16 protein-coding genes and 2 pseudogenes are annotated in these 16,430 nt (G+C 70.2%); 4 read left to right on the forward strand and 14 right to left on the reverse strand.

The genetic code is table 11. The features are described from left to right. Positions 1-829: 829 nt before the first annotated feature. Positions 830-1,081, forward strand: a pseudogene (locus ABH941_RS39235) (transposase); the annotation flags it as partial. Between the two features lie 304 nt (positions 1,082-1,385). Here ABH941_RS39235 and ABH941_RS39240 read toward each other — a convergent pair. Both ABH941_RS39240 and ABH941_RS39245 read right to left on the reverse strand, forming a co-directional pair. Beyond that, the gene (locus ABH941_RS39240; RefSeq protein ID WP_370136226.1) at positions 1,386-2,309 is read right to left on the reverse strand and encodes an undecaprenyl-diphosphate phosphatase; all 924 of its coding nucleotides are present in this window, start codon (positions 2,307-2,309) and stop codon (positions 1,386-1,388) included. Between the two features lie 195 nt (positions 2,310-2,504). Then, positions 2,505-3,158, reverse strand: coding sequence for a DedA family protein (locus ABH941_RS39245; protein ID WP_370136228.1), 654 nt, complete (start codon positions 3,156-3,158; stop codon positions 2,505-2,507). Positions 3,159-3,359: 201 nt separating this feature from the next. Here ABH941_RS39245 and ABH941_RS39250 point away from each other — a divergent pair, with 201 nt between their 5' ends. After that, on the forward strand, positions 3,360-4,157 hold the full coding sequence (locus ABH941_RS39250) for a phosphatase PAP2 family protein (RefSeq protein ID WP_370136231.1): 798 nt from the start codon (positions 3,360-3,362) through the stop codon (positions 4,155-4,157). Between the two features lie 3 nt (positions 4,158-4,160). Next, on the forward strand, positions 4,161-4,583 hold the full coding sequence (locus ABH941_RS39255) for a hypothetical protein (protein WP_370136234.1): 423 nt from the start codon (positions 4,161-4,163) through the stop codon (positions 4,581-4,583). Between the two features lie 22 nt (positions 4,584-4,605). On the opposite strand, the gene ABH941_RS39260 is transcribed toward ABH941_RS39255, so the two are convergent. From ABH941_RS39260 to ABH941_RS39315, 12 genes and pseudogenes are all read right to left on the reverse strand, one after another. Beyond that, positions 4,606-5,760 (reverse strand): MFS transporter, encoded by a 1,155-nt coding sequence (locus ABH941_RS39260; protein ID WP_370136265.1) that lies wholly within the window; start codon positions 5,758-5,760, stop codon positions 4,606-4,608. 104 nt (positions 5,761-5,864) lie between these two features. Further along, positions 5,865-6,794: a M56 family metallopeptidase gene (locus ABH941_RS39265; protein ID WP_370136236.1), complete on the reverse strand. Its 930-nt coding sequence runs from the start codon at positions 6,792-6,794 to the stop codon at positions 5,865-5,867. Positions 6,795-6,798: 4 nt separating this feature from the next. After that, complete coding sequence (locus ABH941_RS39270) at positions 6,799-7,185, reverse strand: BlaI/MecI/CopY family transcriptional regulator (RefSeq protein ID WP_370136238.1); 387 nt, start codon at positions 7,183-7,185, stop codon at positions 6,799-6,801. Positions 7,186-7,508: 323 nt separating this feature from the next. Further along, positions 7,509-7,820 (reverse strand): hypothetical protein, encoded by a 312-nt coding sequence (locus ABH941_RS39275; RefSeq protein WP_370136270.1) that lies wholly within the window; start codon positions 7,818-7,820, stop codon positions 7,509-7,511. 67 nt (positions 7,821-7,887) lie between these two features. Next, positions 7,888-7,992 (reverse strand): annotated as a pseudogene (locus tag ABH941_RS39280) (MerR family DNA-binding transcriptional regulator); the annotation flags it as partial. A 181-nt stretch (positions 7,993-8,173) separates the two neighbouring features. Then, the gene (locus ABH941_RS39285) at positions 8,174-8,527 is read right to left on the reverse strand and encodes a hypothetical protein (protein ID WP_370136241.1); all 354 of its coding nucleotides are present in this window, start codon (positions 8,525-8,527) and stop codon (positions 8,174-8,176) included. Between the two features lie 22 nt (positions 8,528-8,549). Next, the gene (locus ABH941_RS39290) at positions 8,550-9,506 is read right to left on the reverse strand and encodes a helix-turn-helix domain-containing protein (RefSeq protein ID WP_370136243.1); all 957 of its coding nucleotides are present in this window, start codon (positions 9,504-9,506) and stop codon (positions 8,550-8,552) included. A gap of 202 nt (positions 9,507-9,708) precedes the next feature. Beyond that, positions 9,709-10,449 (reverse strand): alpha/beta fold hydrolase, encoded by a 741-nt coding sequence (locus ABH941_RS39295; protein WP_370136246.1) that lies wholly within the window; start codon positions 10,447-10,449, stop codon positions 9,709-9,711. Between the two features lie 19 nt (positions 10,450-10,468). Further along, on the reverse strand, positions 10,469-11,428 hold the full coding sequence (locus ABH941_RS39300; protein WP_370136267.1) for an alpha/beta hydrolase: 960 nt from the start codon (positions 11,426-11,428) through the stop codon (positions 10,469-10,471). Positions 11,429-11,803: 375 nt separating this feature from the next. Next, complete coding sequence (locus ABH941_RS39305; protein WP_370136249.1) at positions 11,804-12,244, reverse strand: hypothetical protein; 441 nt, start codon at positions 12,242-12,244, stop codon at positions 11,804-11,806. A gap of 130 nt (positions 12,245-12,374) precedes the next feature. Beyond that, positions 12,375-12,944 carry a DinB family protein gene (locus tag ABH941_RS39310; protein WP_370136252.1) on the reverse strand — a complete coding sequence of 190 codons (570 nt, stop codon included), beginning with the start codon at positions 12,942-12,944 and terminating at the stop codon, positions 12,375-12,377. A gap of 37 nt (positions 12,945-12,981) precedes the next feature. Then, complete coding sequence (locus ABH941_RS39315) at positions 12,982-13,107, reverse strand: hypothetical protein (protein ID WP_370136254.1); 126 nt, start codon at positions 13,105-13,107, stop codon at positions 12,982-12,984. Between the two features lie 469 nt (positions 13,108-13,576). On the opposite strand from ABH941_RS39315, the gene lanKC reads away from it, so the two are divergent. Next, on the forward strand, positions 13,577-16,192 hold the full coding sequence (gene lanKC, locus ABH941_RS39320) for a class III lanthionine synthetase LanKC (RefSeq protein ID WP_370136256.1): 2,616 nt from the start codon (positions 13,577-13,579) through the stop codon (positions 16,190-16,192). The last annotated feature ends 238 nt before the right edge of the window (positions 16,193-16,430 follow it).

Here is a 16,430-nt window from a genome sequence, read left to right on the forward strand (position 1 = left end):
AGGTGGGGTCTCCTGTTGCTTCGAAGAGGTGCGGGACGGTCGAGAGGCTCGGGCGACAACGCCCGACTTCCGAGTCGGGTCACCGAGGCGGGCCGCTCGCAGGTGGTCGCGGCCAGCAGGACACGACGCAGGCCCGCGGCGGCCATGAAGGTGAGCACGATGTCCAGGAAACCGGCGTTCCCGTAGGGCGCGAGGCCCCCAAGGTCTCGGCGGCGAAGCCCTGGTCCTTCAGGAAGCGCGGAGGCATCCATCGCCGATCGCCACGGGTCGGTACCCGACCCAGCTGCCACGGACGGCCGGCGCCCGGCGGGTGGTGTCAGTGGTCACAGTGATCGCACGCTCCCATCGGCGCCGCGCGCGATCGCGAGCAGCGGTCGGGTGGTAATCGCTTCCCGGTGAACCTACGAACCGGAGCCGAGGTTTGTCAATACGTTGGAGGAACTCGGGAAGGCAGCGCCCCCTCATGCTCGCACTTCAGCACTGCAAGGCCCGGGACGATGCCGCTACGGGCATCGGACACCACATCACCCAGCCCACCCGTCGAGACGCCCCCTTCAGACATTCGCATCCCAATCTTTCTCAAATCCATTGACTAACCAGGCCGCTGGACTCACCTGTCGGGCAGGCCTCCACACCGACGTTCCCCGCCGCATCTAGGAGCGCGGGTCAGCAAGCGGTCGGGCGACTGTGGCTGGCGGGAGCCGTCGCGGACGCTGCACGTGCCGACAATCCACCCGAACAGGCCATCGAGCTACGGGGCACCTCGACCGACATGACACCCATGATCGAGATAAACATGTTCAATGAGATGCTGGTCAATGCCCGGAACGAGGCAGGCGTGTGGCAGCAACTGCACGAACTCCTGCTCGCCGAACTGCGCGCAGGCGACGTCCTGGACCTGTCCCGCGCTTCCGTGGACGGCTCCCACCTGCGTGCCTTGAAGGGCGGAGACCACACTGGGCGCTCCCCGGTAGACCGTGGCAAGACCGGCAGCAAGCACCACGTCATCGTGGACGCCGACGGCATCCCGCTGGCCGCCACGGTGACCGGCGGCAACCGCAACGACGTCACCCGCGCCGTACTGCGCCGCCCGGCAACAGCAGCGCCGATCAGCCACACCACCGCCATCAGCGACTACACCGTGCGCCCAACCTGCGAGCCGCTACCGGGGGAAGAAGCGCCGTTAGACTCACCCCCCATCGAGTGGCGCATCCTGACCGTGCTCCTCCAGCAGTCCGGACAAGGCGTGACCGCACGCCATCTCCTGCAGAGCCTCAGGGACCCCGGACGCGAGGACAGAGCGGGCTATCTACGCGTCTACCTCATCGGCCTGCGCCGCACGTTCGAGCCAGTCCCCGGCCGGGGCTTCGTCTGCGCGATGTCGGTCAGCCCAGGGTGAGGTAGGCCAGGCTGCCCGCGCCGGCCAGGGTGCAGTAGATGGCGAAGGGGGTCAGGGTGCGGGTCTCGAAGTACCGGGTCAGGAACCGGACTGCGATGTAGCCGGCGACGAACGCGGCGACCGCCCCGGCCAGGACCTGGCCGCGGATGCCGTCGCCCTGGTGACCCAGGAGCGCGGGGACCTTGAGCAGGGCGGCGGCGCCGATGACGGGGGTGGCCAGGAGGAAGGCGAAGCGGGCGGAGTCCTCGTGGCGCAGGCCCTTGAAGATGCCGGCGCTGATGGTCACGCCGGAGCGGCTGATGCCGGGGAGCAGGGCGAGGATCTGGGCGCCGCCGATGATCAGGGCGCGGCCCCAGCCGAGTTTGGTGATCCTTCGGTCGGAGAGTTCGTCGGGGTGCAGCTGCTCGTCGCCGGGGGCGGGCAGGTCGTCGGTGGCGCGGCGTTGGCCAGTGCCGCCGCGGCGCAGGCGTTCGGCGACGAACAGCACCAGGCCGTTGACGGTCAGGAAGATCGCGGCGGGGATGGGCTTGCCGAGGTGTTCGCGGAAGACCTTGTCGAGGGCCAGTCCCGCGATGCCGACGGGTATCGTCGCCACGATCAGCAGGCAGGCGAGTTTCTCGTCCACCGTCTCGATCCGGCGCTGGCGCACGGAGCTGATCAGGCCGGAGATGACCCGGACCCAGTCGCGCCGGAAGAAGACGACCAGCGCCAGGGCGGTTGCCAGGTGCAGGCCGATCAGCACGTTCAGGTAGGGCGAGTCGGCGGCGGAGACGTTGAGGTCGGTCTTCCAGTGTCCGCCGAGCAGTGCGGGCACCAGGATGCTGTGGCCCAGACTGGAGACGGGGAAGAGTTCGGTGACGCCCTGCAGCAGGCCGACACCGATGGCCTCTGGATAGGTGAGAACGGACACGGGCAGCCTTCGCAGCAAGGGATTTGACGAGCGGGCGACCCGAAGCTACTACACGCTGTAGAAGCCCAGCGGGCTTGGAAGCCACTGTTCGCCAAGCTGACATCCAGCGTTCAACACCCGGAACGAGCAGCTGGCGCCCGGCAGCCCGGACCCACCGGCCCGGCTCCGCCTCGCCGCCCCGTCGGCGGATGGTGGCTAAAGATCCGATTCGGCGTCGTCGCGGGCGTCACCGTCCGGCTTGGGAGCACGGGCACGGCGCCTGCGGCGCAGGTGCCACGCCACCAGCGCGATGACCACGACGGCGGCCACCGCAACGGCGACGTAGTGGCCGACCTGGGCCTCGATCCTGCTGTAGGCGTTGCCCGCGAAGTAGCCGAGCAGGGTGTAGCCGATGCCCCAGGCCAGGCCACCCAGCGCGTTGAAGAGCAGGAAACGGCGGTAGGGCATGCGGGAGATGCCGGCCAGGGCGGGCATCATCGCGCGGAAGAAGGCGATGAAGCGGCCCAGGAACACCGCCTCGGGTCCGCGGCGCCGGATCAGGTCCTGGGCTTTGGCGATCCGGTCCTGGTGGCCGCGCAGAGGGCTGGTGGTCAGGATCCTGAGGCCGAAGCGGTGCCCGACCTCGTAGCCGACGCTGTCCCCCGCGATGGCGGCCAGCACGACCACGCTCGCGAGCCACCACACCGAGACCTTGCCCTGGCTGGCCAGCACCCCGGCCAGGACCACGGCGGTCTCCCCGGGCAGGACGAAGCCGACAAACAGCGCGTCCTCGCAGAAGACCAGGGCGAAGACCACGGCGTAGACGACGGGTCCGGACAGGGATCCGAGCCAGTCGGTGATCGCGTGCATCGGCCGTCCTCAGGTGCGCGGGAGCGGGGTGGAACCATCCGCGACTCTACAACGTGTAGTAGCTTATGCCGGGCGGTCGCCGCTTCGCCGTCCCAACGTCACGTGCTATTCACCTTCCCCCGGGGTGCACCCACGTGCGCGGTGGGCGGCGACCGCCCCGGCACCCGCTGTGCCGCTCCCCCTGCCGTTGGAAGGACCCGCATGCCGTACGTGCGCCACTGGTTCCGCACCGCCCTGCTGCTGTTCGTGATCGCGCTGGCGATCGGCCTGGTCGCCGCCCACACCTCGCTGCTGCAGCCGCACGAACTGCACTGGGACCGCCGCCTGCAGCTGGATACGCGTACCGGGTGGCTGAACCAGGCGATGCTCGCGGTCAGCGACATCGTCTCCCCGGTCGGCGGCTTGGTGATCCTCGCGCTGTGGTGCGGCTGGCTGCTGTTCGTGCGCCACAGCCCGGTCAAGACCGTCACCACGTTCCTGGTGGTCGCCGTGGGCTGGAACAGCTCGGAGATCGCGAAGATCCTGGTCGCCCGCAACCGGCCCCCAGCCATCTACTCCCTGGACCCGGAGATCGGCTCCAACAGCTTCCCCAGCGGCCACGTCGCCTTCACCGTCTCGGCCGCAATCGCCGCCTGCTTCCTGGCCCGCGGCACCCGCCACCAGAAGCCGGTCGCTCTGGCCGGAGCGGCAGTTGTGGCCCTGGTCGCGTTCTCCCGGCTCTACATCGGCGCGCACTACCCCACCGACGTGCTGGGCTCCCTGCTGGTCTCCTGCTCGGCGATCATCTGCCTGTCCGGCCTGTGGCACACCTGGTTCCAGTCCCGCCTGACCCAGATCCCGGTGCTGTCCCCGCTGCTGGCCCGCTTCGGCCCCCTGTCCGAGGGGCAGTCCACATCGCAGGGTGAGCCGGTGCCGGCTGCTGCTGGTACTGCGGCTGCTGTGCGCGAGGACTGGTCTGCTGCTGGTGGCGGGCAGCGTCGACGCCACGCCGCGAGCTGACCGGTGAGCGAGGTCTTCACCCGGCGTCTGGGTGGCTCGCAGGTGGAGCAGCTGACCCGCGCGATCGAGCTGGCCGCCCGCAGCGGCCGCATCGACGCCCGGCTCACAGACGTCGGCCGGCAGGCGGCCCGCGGGCGCGGACGGGTCGCACGCCTGGCCGCGGCGGTCACCGATCTGCTGCAAGCCCTGGCCAGCACCCAGGATCGCGAGCGACACAGGGTCAACGCCGCAGTCCAGGTGCTGCGCGAGCCGCTGACCGCCGTCAAGGCCCACGTGCAGGTCCTGAACCAGGTGCCCGACCTCCCGCCGCAGGCGCGCGCCGCGCTGCTGGCCGACCTCGGCAGCGAGGTGACCCGGTTGTCGGTGGAACTCGACGCCTTGGCCGCCACCGTGGGCCATCCGGCACCCTCGGGCCAGCGCCGCTGATCGCAGCGGTGCCTGCCGACGTTCAGGAGGGTGGGGGTGCTTGCTCGACGGGCGATTCCCCGGTGCGGGAGAGGATCAAGGGTGCGGCGCCGATCACCACCGCCAGGGCGGCGAAGCCGCCGGTGAGCGTGGTGGCCACAGCGACCACCGCGACCAACAACGGACCACCGGCATCACCCAGTTCACGTCCCAGCTCGGCCGCCCCCATAGTCTGCCCGAGCCGCTCAGGTGCTGTGGAGGCGGCCAAGGCGGCGAACGCCAACGGGGTGATCAGGCCGGTGCCGGCTCCGATGGCCACAGCCGCCAGCAGCAGCCCGGCGACACCGGGCAGCATCGCCGCTGCCAGCCCCAGCGCCGTCAGCAGCAGACCGGCGCGAATGCCCGTGGGTGCGCTGATCCGTCCCGCGTCCATGGCCCGTCCGGCACGCGGCTGCACCAGCGCGGCACACAGGGCCAGCACCGACACCGCCGCCCCGGTGGCCACCGTCCCCAGATGAGCGGCCGCGCCCGACACCGGCAGGAACCCGACCCCCGCCGACAGTGCGGCCGTCGCGCACGCCAACGCGAGGGTCGGGCGCAGGAACGCGCCGTTGCCCAGGGAGCGGGCCAGGTCAAGGACGGTCTGGCGGCGCCGGGGCAGCGGCGCGGCGGCGGGCACGACCAGCCCCGACCAGCCCGCCACGGCTGCGGCCAGGACGGCCATGATGGTGAACAGCAGCGGCAGTCCGCCGGCCCAGACCAGGACGCCGCCCAGCAGCGGGCCTGCGGTGTATCCGAGGCTCTTGTAGAAGCCGTAGGAGCCGAACGCCCGCCCGTGCTTGGCTGCGGGATTCAGCCGGGCCACCAAGGCGGAGGCCGCCGGGGAGAACGCGGACGCGGCCGCCCCCTGGCCTAGCCGCGCCAGCCACAGCAGCCCAGTGTCGTCCTCCACCGCGAACAGCGCCGAGAAGAGGGCGAACGCGACCAAGCCGCCCAACAGCACCGGGCGGGCCCCGATCCGGTCGGCCAGGGTGCCGAAGACCGGCTTCAGCAGCACCTCCGCCCCGTCGTACAGCGCCAGCAGGCCGCCCAGCACCAGCAGCGACTGATGGTGCCCTGCGGCGAAGGAACCCAGGTTGGCCGCGATGCCGTGCGCGCCGAACGCGGTGGTGAACCCGGCCGCATACAGCGGCCACATCCGCCACCGCGCAGGAACGGGAGGAGAGGTGGACAGAGGCGCGGTCACGGCAGGGGTCTCCTGGGGGCCGAGTGCTGACGGCGGGAATCAGTTCGTTGTGCGGGTCAGTGGCTGGCGGCGTAGGCGTGCTGGGCGCCCTCAAACATCTTCTCGGTGTCGTGAGCAGCCTCAGCCAGGCTGCCGCAGCACAACGCCAGCAGCAGCGCGAACACCACCAGCGGCATCCGGCGCGGCAACGGCGGAGCAGCGAGCAGCGCCTTGACCCGGCGCGGCACCGGACCGCCGGTAGCGGCCAGCGCCCCTTCGCGGTTCGGACTGTCCTTCTTGGCCAGTGCGGCACGGGCCACCGCGCGAGCCACCAGCCGGCGATCCCCGAGCGCCGCGGCGGCGTCCTCGTCCGCCCACCGCTCCACGGTGAACGCCCCCTCGCGGGCCAGCGCGAACAGCAGCGGGCAGGCCGCCGCCGACAGGTGCAGGACCAGGAGGAAGAAGTGGTGGTGGTTACGCAGATGGGAGCGTTCGTGCGCCATCAGCGCCCCGCGCTCCGCGCCGTCCAGCGTGCGCAGCATCCCGGTGGAGACCACCACCCGGCCCGGCCAACCAGGAAGCCCCGGCAGCGCGAACGCCTCCAGGCGGGCGTCGTCGATCACCGCCAGTTCGCCGTCGCCCGGCATGCGGTGGCACTCCACGAACGCGGCCACCAGCACGCGCCCGCGACGCCAGGAGACCACGCCCAGGACGACCGTTGACACCATCAGCACCGCCGCACAGACCGCGGCCACCGTCCGGGTGACCGGGTCCTCTGCGTCCAGGACCGTGGTGGACCACGAACCCAGGAACGCCACCAGCGGGATCCGCCCGAACCCGGAGAACGCCAGCAGCGCCAGCGCACCCAGCCAACTCACCCCCGCCACCAGCGCGGCCCCCGCCAGCGCCCAGGTCGCCGTGCGCGGCGCGAGCCGAAGTGCCAGGTGAGGAGCGAGGAGTGCCAGCAGGGCTGCGACCACGAAGGGGATGTAGACACTGATCCGCACCGGGTCAGGTCCCCTCGTCCCCGCGCAGCAGCTCCTGCATCATCGCCTCGTCCTCGCTGCTGAGCGTGGACACGAACCGGGCCAGCACCGCCTTGCGGTCCGTCCCCTGGTCCAGCAGCGACGCCATCCGCTGCGCGGTGTCCGACGCCTGGTCGCGCACCGGCGCGAACGCGTATCCGCGCCCGGCGCGGGCCCGGGTCAGCTGCTTCTTGTCCACCAACCGCGACAGGATCGTCAGCACCGTGGTGTACGCCAACTCGTCCGGCAACAGGTCGCCGACCTGCGCCGCTGTCAACGGACCCTCGGCGGCCCACAGCACGGCCATCACGTCGGACTCCAACGCGCCCGCCGCACGGCGGCCCGCGCCGCCGCGCCCATCACGCTCCTCCACCACCCGGTGACCCCTTGTCGTCAAAGACTTCGAACATGCCAGGCCGCTGTCCGCTTGAGGCTGCCTGGAGGGCCCCAAGCTACTACGCAATGTAGAGGAAGCGGGACGGAGGCGAGTCCACTGCTACCGACCCCACGGGGCCAAGAGTGCAGTCAGGATGCAGCTGCGTGACCTGTGAGGCTGGCTCGGCAGTGGCCGCCACCGGCGCGGTCGGCACGTGAGCAAGGAGCTTCCCCGGTGTCACAGGAGTCCAAGGGCGCGGTCGAGCGCATCGAGGACCACCAGGTGCATCCAAGCAGCCATCGCCCCGGTGTCGCCGTGGTTCAGGACCAGGGCTTGGCGGTGGTGCCCGGGGCGAGGGGCATGGGCAGATCCACCGGCCCCGGTGCGCGGTCGGTGCGGCAGGCCGCCGCGCGGCGGCGTCGGTGCACCAGGAGCAGGGCCAGGAACGCGGCCGCGGCCAGGACCGCGAGTGCGGGCACCCACACCGAGGCGACCGCCGAGGCCGCGCCGATCGCGCCGAAGACCGCCAGCAGCGGGCCCGCACAGCACACCGCGCAGGCCAGGGCTGCCGCCGCACCGGCCCCGAGGACGCCCCAGGGGCGGGCGGGACGCGGTGAAGGGGGATCGCTCATACGGTCGCTCCGAACAGGTCGGCCAGCATGGACGCCGCGCCCTCGGGGGCGCGCACGCCCAGTTCCAGGGCGGACGGTCCGCCGGCAGCAACCCGGCGCTCTCGTAGAAGCGAAGGGTCGTGGCCGGAACACCTGAGCGCTCCGCCAACTGCGAGATCCGGTACGTGGTCATGCCGTGACGGTAAACCTTCAACCCGACTCGAAGGTCAAGCAACAGAAGCAACCACCGGGTCGACGGGATCACCGCATTGACCCAAAAAAGCGGCGGAGATCCTTCAGGCACGTTCCGCGAGGAGTGACCAGGAGGGCAGCGGCTGGTTTCCACAGCTGTTAGCTCGGCGGTGTCGCCGATGTCAGGGTAGTCCCGGGTTCGGTCGGGCCGGCGTGCCTCGTGTACCGCTCGCGCGAGGGGGCGGCCGCGGCTCCAGGCCACCGGGGCCGAGCGCCGCCCTTGCCGGGGACGGCTCCACCCCGGCCGGGGGCCCCTCGACACGGATCCGGCGCAGTCCGCGCTGGAGCCGCAGTCCCGTGCCCGTCGTCGCGACCAGGCTGACCGCTCCGAAGTGCCAGGCCGGTATCCGGCACTGGATGGACTCGCCGGGGCCGTCATAGGTCACGACGGTCGGCGGCGTGACGTCGTTGAGGGCGGCGTGGAAGGCCTCCGCGCGGCCTTCCGGCGAGGCCTCGGCGGCGTCGAAAACGATCACTATGCGAAGCCCGGAGCCACGCTCAATCGCCGACGCGGCGCAAGTCGCGCCACTCGCGCGGGGTCGTCTGGAACGCCTTGCGGAAACGCTGACTGAAGTGGCTCATGTTGGTGAATCCGGAGGCGCGGGCGACGGCCGCGATCGAGACTCTGGGGTCCGCGTCGGCGAGGGACCGGCGGGCCCGCTCCAGCCGGCGGTGCATGATCCATTCGGCGATGGTGGTCTCGTTCCCGGATCGGGCCCAGATGTTGTAGAGCTGCCGTGCGGAGACGTTGTGCGCGGCGGCGATGCGCTCCACGGACAGGGTCGGGTCATGCAGAAGCGATTCGATGAACATCCTGATGCGGACGGCCTCCGTGTCGTGCATGGCCTCGGCGCGCCGCGGATCGTCGATGGACGTAGTGATCAGGGCCCTGATCAGCTGCACGGTGGCCACGCCGACCGACGCGGCCGCATCCGTCGGCAGGTCGGTCGGGGTGTTGCACAGCCCGACGAAGTGCGCGCGCACGAGCCCGTACACCGGGCTCGCCCGGAGGCCCGGCGCCGCTTTGCGGAGCACGTCCATCGGCAGGGCGAGCAGCGTGGGGTCGATGAGCATGACCGTGTGGTCACTGACCGCCGACTGCTGATAGGTGTACGGCTTGGTGGTGTCGACGATCTTGAGACCACCCGGAGCGAACGCGACCGGGCCGTCGGAGGTGACCGCCAGCCCCCAGCCCCGCGTCTGCATGGCGATCGCCAACTGGTCCGGAGCCCCCTGGCGCACGTGACGCGCGCTGCGGACGATGTGCAGCCCGGTCCCCACGTTCCGGAGCAGGTGCATTCCGGACCCGAGATCGAACAGCTCCATCGTGTGGCGGATGGCCGCGGTGTTGACGTAGGTGACCGACTGCGGGCTCTCCCTGTCGGCGAAGGCCGCGTTCAGGGAGTCGATGCGGTCCGGCGCCGGGATCGAGTCGGTGTCGTGCACGACGACCATGCGGCGGCCTGCCTTCGGATCGAAGCTCCTCTCTCGATGCTAACCGGGCGCGGCCAATCATGGGTGGCATGCGTGCGCCGAGCCCGCACGGTTGTGTTCTGGTTCTGCATCACGACTGCCGCGCCGGTGCGCAGTTCCAGCGTGCGCACGTGGGGTGGAAGACGGGGACGGGGATCCGGGGGCCGTGGACGTGGGCGTGGACTCAGGAGACGGCGTCGACGGCCTGCTGGATGAGATCGGCGACCTCCTTGGGGTGCGACAGCATGACCAGGTGCGAGGAGTCGATTTCGATCGGCGTGATCCCGGCCCGCCGGTAGCCGAATCGTTCAACGTCCGGGTTGATGGTGTGATCGGCCGATGCGACCGACGCCCAAGCCGGCTTGGTCTTCCAGGCGGCGGCCGGAGCCTTTTCGCCGAACGCGGCGGCGGCCAGCGGGCGCTGCGAGACCGCCAGGACCCTCGTCAGCTCCTCCTCGACGTCCGCGGCGAAGATCTCGTGGAACTTCGCCGGGTCGACCGAGACGTCGGTGCCGGGCTGGTCCGAGCCCGCCACGGGGAACGGCGTGTAGACCAGGGCGCCGGCCAGAAGCGAGTCGGGGAAACCGCCCTGCAGCTCGCCCAGGCTCTCACCCTCCGCCAGCACGTATCCGGACAGGTACACCAGTGCCTTGACGTTCTCCTCCACCCCGGCCACGGTGATCACCGCGCCGCCGTAGGAGTGCCCGACCAGGACGACGGGGCCGCCGATCGAGCCGATGACGGAGGCGATGTAGGCGGAATCGCCGAGTAGGCTGCGGTTGGGAACGGCGGGAGCCAGGACCTTGAGGCCCCGGTCCAACAGTTCAGGGATGACGCGGGCGAACGACGAGGCGTCGGCGAACGCTCCGTGCACCAGCACGACGGTGGGCGCGCTTTCGGCGGGTGTGGATTCGGATTCGGGCATGTCGGCTCATCCTTCCGGATCAGGCGTCGTAGAAGGCGTTGCGGAGGAACTCGCCGCCCATCGCGGTGGCGGCCTTGGCGGCGTGGGTGTCGCGTAGGGCGTTGACCATGACGAAGTCGTGGATGATGCCCTGGAACCGGACGGCGGTCACCGCAACGCCGGCCTGGCGCAGCTTCGCCGCGTACGCCTCACCCTCGTCGCGCAGCACGTCCGCCTCGCCGACGATGACCAGGGCCTGCGGTAGCCCGGCCAGCTCGTCCAACGTGGCGCGCAGCGGCGAGGCGGTGATCTCGGCGCGCTGGGCGGCGTCGGTCGTGTACTGGTCCCAGAACCACTGCATGGCGTCGCGGCGAAGCCAGTAGTCGGTGGCGAACTGGTGGTAGGAGCCGGTGTCGAAGTTCGCATCGGCGACTGGGTAGTACAGCAGCTGCGCGGCGATCCGCGGACCGCCGCGCTGCTTGGCCATCAGGGTGATCGCCGCGGTCATGTTCCCGCCGACGGAGTCACCGGCCACGGCGATCCGGTTCGCGTCCAGGTTCTGCGACGCCCCGTTCTCGCCGATCCACTCCAGCGCGGCGTAGATCTCCTCGATCGCCGTGGGGTACTTCGCCTCCGGTGACAGCGAGTAGTTCGTGAAGACGGTCGCGGCCTCGGCGCGGGTCGTGAGTTCCCGCACCAGCCGCTCGTGGGTGTGGGCGTCGCCGAACACCCAGCCCGCACCGTGGGTGAAGAGGATCACCGGCAGCTCGCCGACGGAACCGGCCGGCCGGTAGATCTTGATGCTCACGGTGCCCGACGGTCCGCCGGGAACTGTGAGATCGACGATGTCGACGGCGGGGGCGGGGATGTCGCCGTCCTGCACCGAGTCGACCGTCTTACGGCCTTCGGCGACCGGCAGGTCGAACAGGTAGGGCGGATTCGCGGTGTCGTCGGCGAACTGTTGCGCCGCGGGCTCGAGGACGGGCTTGACGTCGGTCATCATCTTGGCTTCCGCTAGTAGGGGACGGCCCTGCGCTACTGCTGCAGGCCACCTGCGTCTAGGAACAGCCTTCACCGGGGACGTGGGAATTGCGCGGCGGATGCGCGCTGGGAACAGGACTGTGCAGGCTCGGCATGGTGCCCGCCCGCACCCACCTAGCCGAGAACCCATGCGACACCGTGAGCATGACGCCGACAACTTGTTCACAACGACCCCGGCGGCCTGACGGCCGCCAGGGTCGTTTCACCGAGTCGCATCGACCGCGACGGCGTCGCCCTCATGCACAGCTTCACAGTCGCGCCACACTGTGTCACGAACCGTCAGGTGGGCCGAGCAACGCCCAAGGAAATGGATGAGCGCAGAGCCACAGCCACCTCATGTCGGCCGGTGAGGGTACTGCAACGCCAGGTAGTGCTGTCGGCAGACATAGATCACGGCGGTCTGGTCCTCCGGCCTTGGTACCGCGCTCAACCCGCCCCAGACCTCCCCCTTGTCAAGATCGCATAGGGCACTGCGCAGCGCGCGGAAGTCGGCTGGGGTGTCGGCCATCCGCCGGGCGTACCCTTCCGGGGTCTGGAGTAGGTGGGCAGGTCTGATGCCTTCTGCTGTACCCCTGATCGTGCCCAGCACCTTGTCGCTGGTCTCCAGGCCATGTGTGATCTGTTCGCTCAGTTCCTTGCTCGCGGCGAACAGGCTGGGGGTGATCAAGGGATGTGCCACGCCCATGAGGGCGTCCTGCGCGTCCTGACCAACCTCGAGGAGCCCGCTGACAGATGATCTACATCCGAGACATTTGCCCGACACCAGCATGAGCACCCCGAACGACCCTCACGCCACCACCCTGACCAGCTACTTCCAGAGGGCGCAGCTTCACTGAAGCTCGCCGCCACGGAGCGTCACGGAGTTCAGGTAGGTTTCCGAAGCTCGATCGCCGGTTGCCGGAAAGTCATATTCGGCGCGGTACGGCTCCGTCCTGCCAGCGGTAGAGGTCGCGCAGCAGGGAAATCTCGGCGCCGTGATGAATCAGCTCCCTGTTGACGTGCAGGACGATGCCCTCCATGGGAAACCGCTCGGGACCCACCGTGGGCGATTTCTCCAGGTCAGCGTCCGAGAGCTCGCGGACCCCCGCGTCCCATCTCCCATACATTTCATCGAGCTGTTTCAGCGCCTCGTCAGCGGTCCCCGCGTAGGCGATCGGCTGGGAGTCGAGGTCCTGGCCGCCGAAGTGCCATCCGACCCGATAGCCCAGGCAGGAGACGGTGATGTGCGCCAGCCGCCAGGCAATCGTGGTCACCGGCGCCGGCACCGGCTCCTGGTCAGGGGACGCGTAGTCCATCGTCCATTCCCCCGAACCCTCCGACATCGGTGCGGCCGACGTGCCACGTTGGCGGATGCTCCAGCAGTCGCGCACCGGCTCCCAGAAGGACTCCTCATCGGCAAGACCGTGCAGCCGCGGCCGCAGGTTTCTGTGCCAGTGCCGGTCCAGCTGGTCCGCGATTCGCTCGCTTCTTGTCATTTCCGCACACTACATACAACGGAGACATGACGGATGATCAAGACCGCAGACTCCCACCCGAGATCAGCATGAGTATCCCGAGCGCGTGGAGCTTGCAGTGGATGCGGGTGAGATGGCCCTCGACGGTCTTGATGGAGATGAACAGGTCGGGCGGCGATGGCACGGTCGCTCCGGCCGCGGACGACCAGTTCGGCGATGGGGCGTTCCTGTTCGGACAGGCTCGGGTCGGCGGTGTCGCGCCGACCCGAGCGAGGACGGCGGCCGCCGATCCGCCGCTGGGTGTAGACGACGAGCATGCTCAAGGGGGCGGCTCCGCTGGTGTCGGCGAGCTGCATGGCCCGGCCGATGGCGGGTCCGCCTCGTCGAGCCGGTGAGCGTCGGCGAGGCTGCGGCCCAGCAGCAGGCGGGCATGAGCCTCGGCCGGGACCAGGCCGCCGAAGGCGCCGGAGAGATGGGTGCGGGCGAGCTGAGTACGTAGGGGGCTTCAGTGATTACACGGATGTCCTCGCCGGCGTCTTGGTCAACAATCAGTTCTGCCCGCAGGGCGGCGGTTTCGTCAAGGCGGACCGTCGACCGCCACGCACCAGGTGCCACCGCTCCGCCCAACCTCGTTCCGTCCTCAGGAGAATCCGTTGCTCGACGTCGTCGGTCAGGCGTTCGCGGACCGGGAGCACTACGCTCCGCTGGCAACTATCGCCGACACCGGGCAGCGGTTCGCCCCTGTGCGCGTGCCGGAGGGATGGTTGTGCGCCGACAGTGACATCTGGACGGCCTGGAGCCACCCGGAGGTGCACCGGGCCGCCCAGGGCTGGAAGATCCACGTGTCCGCGCGCCTCGACAGCGCCCAGGACGTCCTCGACGTGGTGGCGGACACGTGCTTCGCCGAGCGGGTGCCGTTCAAACACGTCGCCGCCCGGACGTTCTTCCTGGTCCTGCACCACAAACACGCGGACCGGGCACAGGCCGGCAAGTTCTGCGCGGTCTACCCACCCGACACCGAGACAGCTGCCCGACTCCTCGACACCCTGTCAACCGCCCTGGACGGGGAGGAAGGCCCCTACATCCTCTCCGACCGGCGGTACCGGGACTCACGGACCGTCCACTACCGCTACGGCGCCTTCAGCCACCGGAGTCGACTGCTGCCCGACGGCACCAGAGAACCGATCATCCGGGACGGCTACGGACGCGACGTGCCGGACCTGCGCCGGCCTGCCTTCATCCTTCCCGACGGAATCCTCGACCCCTTCGTCGCCGAGGAGCCCGCACCGCACACCGGGCCGATCGTCATCCGCGACTACGAGATCCTCAAGGTGCTGCAGCCCAGCAACGCCGGCGGGGCGTACCAGGCGGTGGACAGGCGCACCGGACGCCTCGTCTTCATCAAGGAGGCGCGCGCCCACAACGGCTACAGCTGGGACGGTGTCAGCGCACAGGAGAGACTGCGCCGCGAGTACGAGGTGCTCACCGCAGTTCACACGGCGACCCCCGGAGTGTGCCCGCAACCCCTCGACCACTTCACCGAGTGGGAGCACGACTTCCTGGTCAGCGAATTCGTCGACGGCATGCCCCTGCAGCAGTGGGTGGCCCGCACCTCGCCCATCACGAAGTCCCACTGGCCCGCCCAGGACACGGCCGGTCACTTCGAGGGATGCCGGCAGATCCTGCGCAGCCTGGACGACGCCCTGACCCACCTGCACACCCAGGGCTACCGGTTCGGTGACCTGAGCCCGGCCAACGTCATCATCACCACTGACCGGCGCGCCAGACTCGTCGACTTCGAGGCCGCAACACGGCTGACCGAGCCACCGGCGCCCATGGGCACCGCCGGATTCACCCCGCCCCGCGAGCTGTCCGACGCCGAAGGGGACCCGTTCCTGAGGGACCGGTACGGCATGGCTGCACTCGCCTTGTCACTCCTCGCTCCTCCTCTCCAGGGCGCGGCCGAGCCCACCGCGTCCTACCTCGCGCTGTTGCGACGCGACCTGGCGGTCACCGGGGTGCCGCCGGCGGACCTCTGGGCGCGCGCGACCGCCTTCCCCCGTGCGGGCAACGGCAGTTCCACCCCACTGCCCGCGCCGGCCGACGTCGAAGCCGATTCCGAGGGCCATCTCGCCGAACTCGCAGGGAAGGTGGCCACCGGACTACTCGACGCGGCCGACACCAACCGCACCGACTGGCTCTTCCCGCCGGCGTTCGAAGCGTTCCGCACCAACACCGTCTGCGTGGCCTACGGAACCGCCGGGGTGGTGCACGCTCTGCACCGAGCCGGCGTGCCCGTCCCCGAGGGGATCGAGAAGCACCTGGTCCTCAACGCGTTGGCCCTGCGCGACGAACTGCCCCCGGGGCTGAACGCGGGATCGGCCGGCATCGCCCGGGTCCTGGCGCAGTTGGGCCGCCTGGACGAGGCGGTCGAGCTCCTGCGGGCCGCCGAGCACCATCCCCTCACCCGGACCTGCACCACATTGGCCGGCGGCCTGGCCGGAATCGGCCTGAGCTGGCTCGCTCTGCACCGGCGCACACGGGACACTCGGCACCTGGAGCGGGCCGCAGCCGCAGGGGACACCATCCTGCGCACGACCGATCTGGGAGCCACTCTCGGCGACCACGACGCCAGGGGACTCTTCCACGGCAGGGCCGGGCTTGCCCTCTTCCTCCACCGGCTGGCCGATGAGACGGGTCAGGCACGCTATCTCGAAGCCGGCCGTCAGCTGCTCCACGAGGAACTCGACCGCGCCCTGCGGCTGCCCGACGGTGGCCTGTCCTACGCCGACAACGCCGTGCTCAGGCGGGCCATGCCCTACCTGGCCGTCGGGTCGGCCGGCGTGGCCACGGCCCTGACCCGGTACGTGGCCACCGCCCCGGACGACCGCTGCGCCGCGGCACTTCCCCTGCTCATCGCCGACGCCCGGAAGACCTGCACCCTGGAACCCGGTCTCTACACCGGACTCGCCGGGCTGGCCTACTTCCTCGCCGAACACGCCGAACTGACCGGCTGTCCGGCCGACCGCGAAACAGCCGTACGGGTCGCCACAGGACTCCTGAAGAGCGCCAGTCCCCACGGGCGAGGCGTTCGTTACCTCGGCGCGGGCGGGTTGCGGTACGCCGCCGACCTGTCGGGTGGCGCCGCAGGAGTCCTGCTGGCCCTGCTACGTGTCCTGCACGGACCCGAGGACGAGCTGTTCACCCTGGACCACGGCGCCTCATCCGCCGTGATTGCCTCACCCACAAGGAAAGGACGATCAGTATGAGCCAGATCCTCGCCCTCCAGCAGCTCGACGTCGAACAGGAGGATGCCTCCTGGTACCCCTGCTTCAGCATCCACGCGAGCCTCATCACCAACTACACGACCACCACCACCATGTAACCAGCAGGTAACTGGGAGCGGGGCGGCCGCCCGGGCGCCCGGGCCCGCCCCGGGGCGGGGCGGGCGGCCCCGGCGCCGCCGCGGGGGGCGGGGGGGGGCCGGCGGGCCCGCGGCCCGTGGGG

It is taken from the genome of Streptacidiphilus sp. EB103A (assembly GCF_041261405.1).
Taxonomy (GTDB): domain Bacteria; phylum Actinomycetota; class Actinomycetes; order Streptomycetales; family Streptomycetaceae; genus Streptacidiphilus.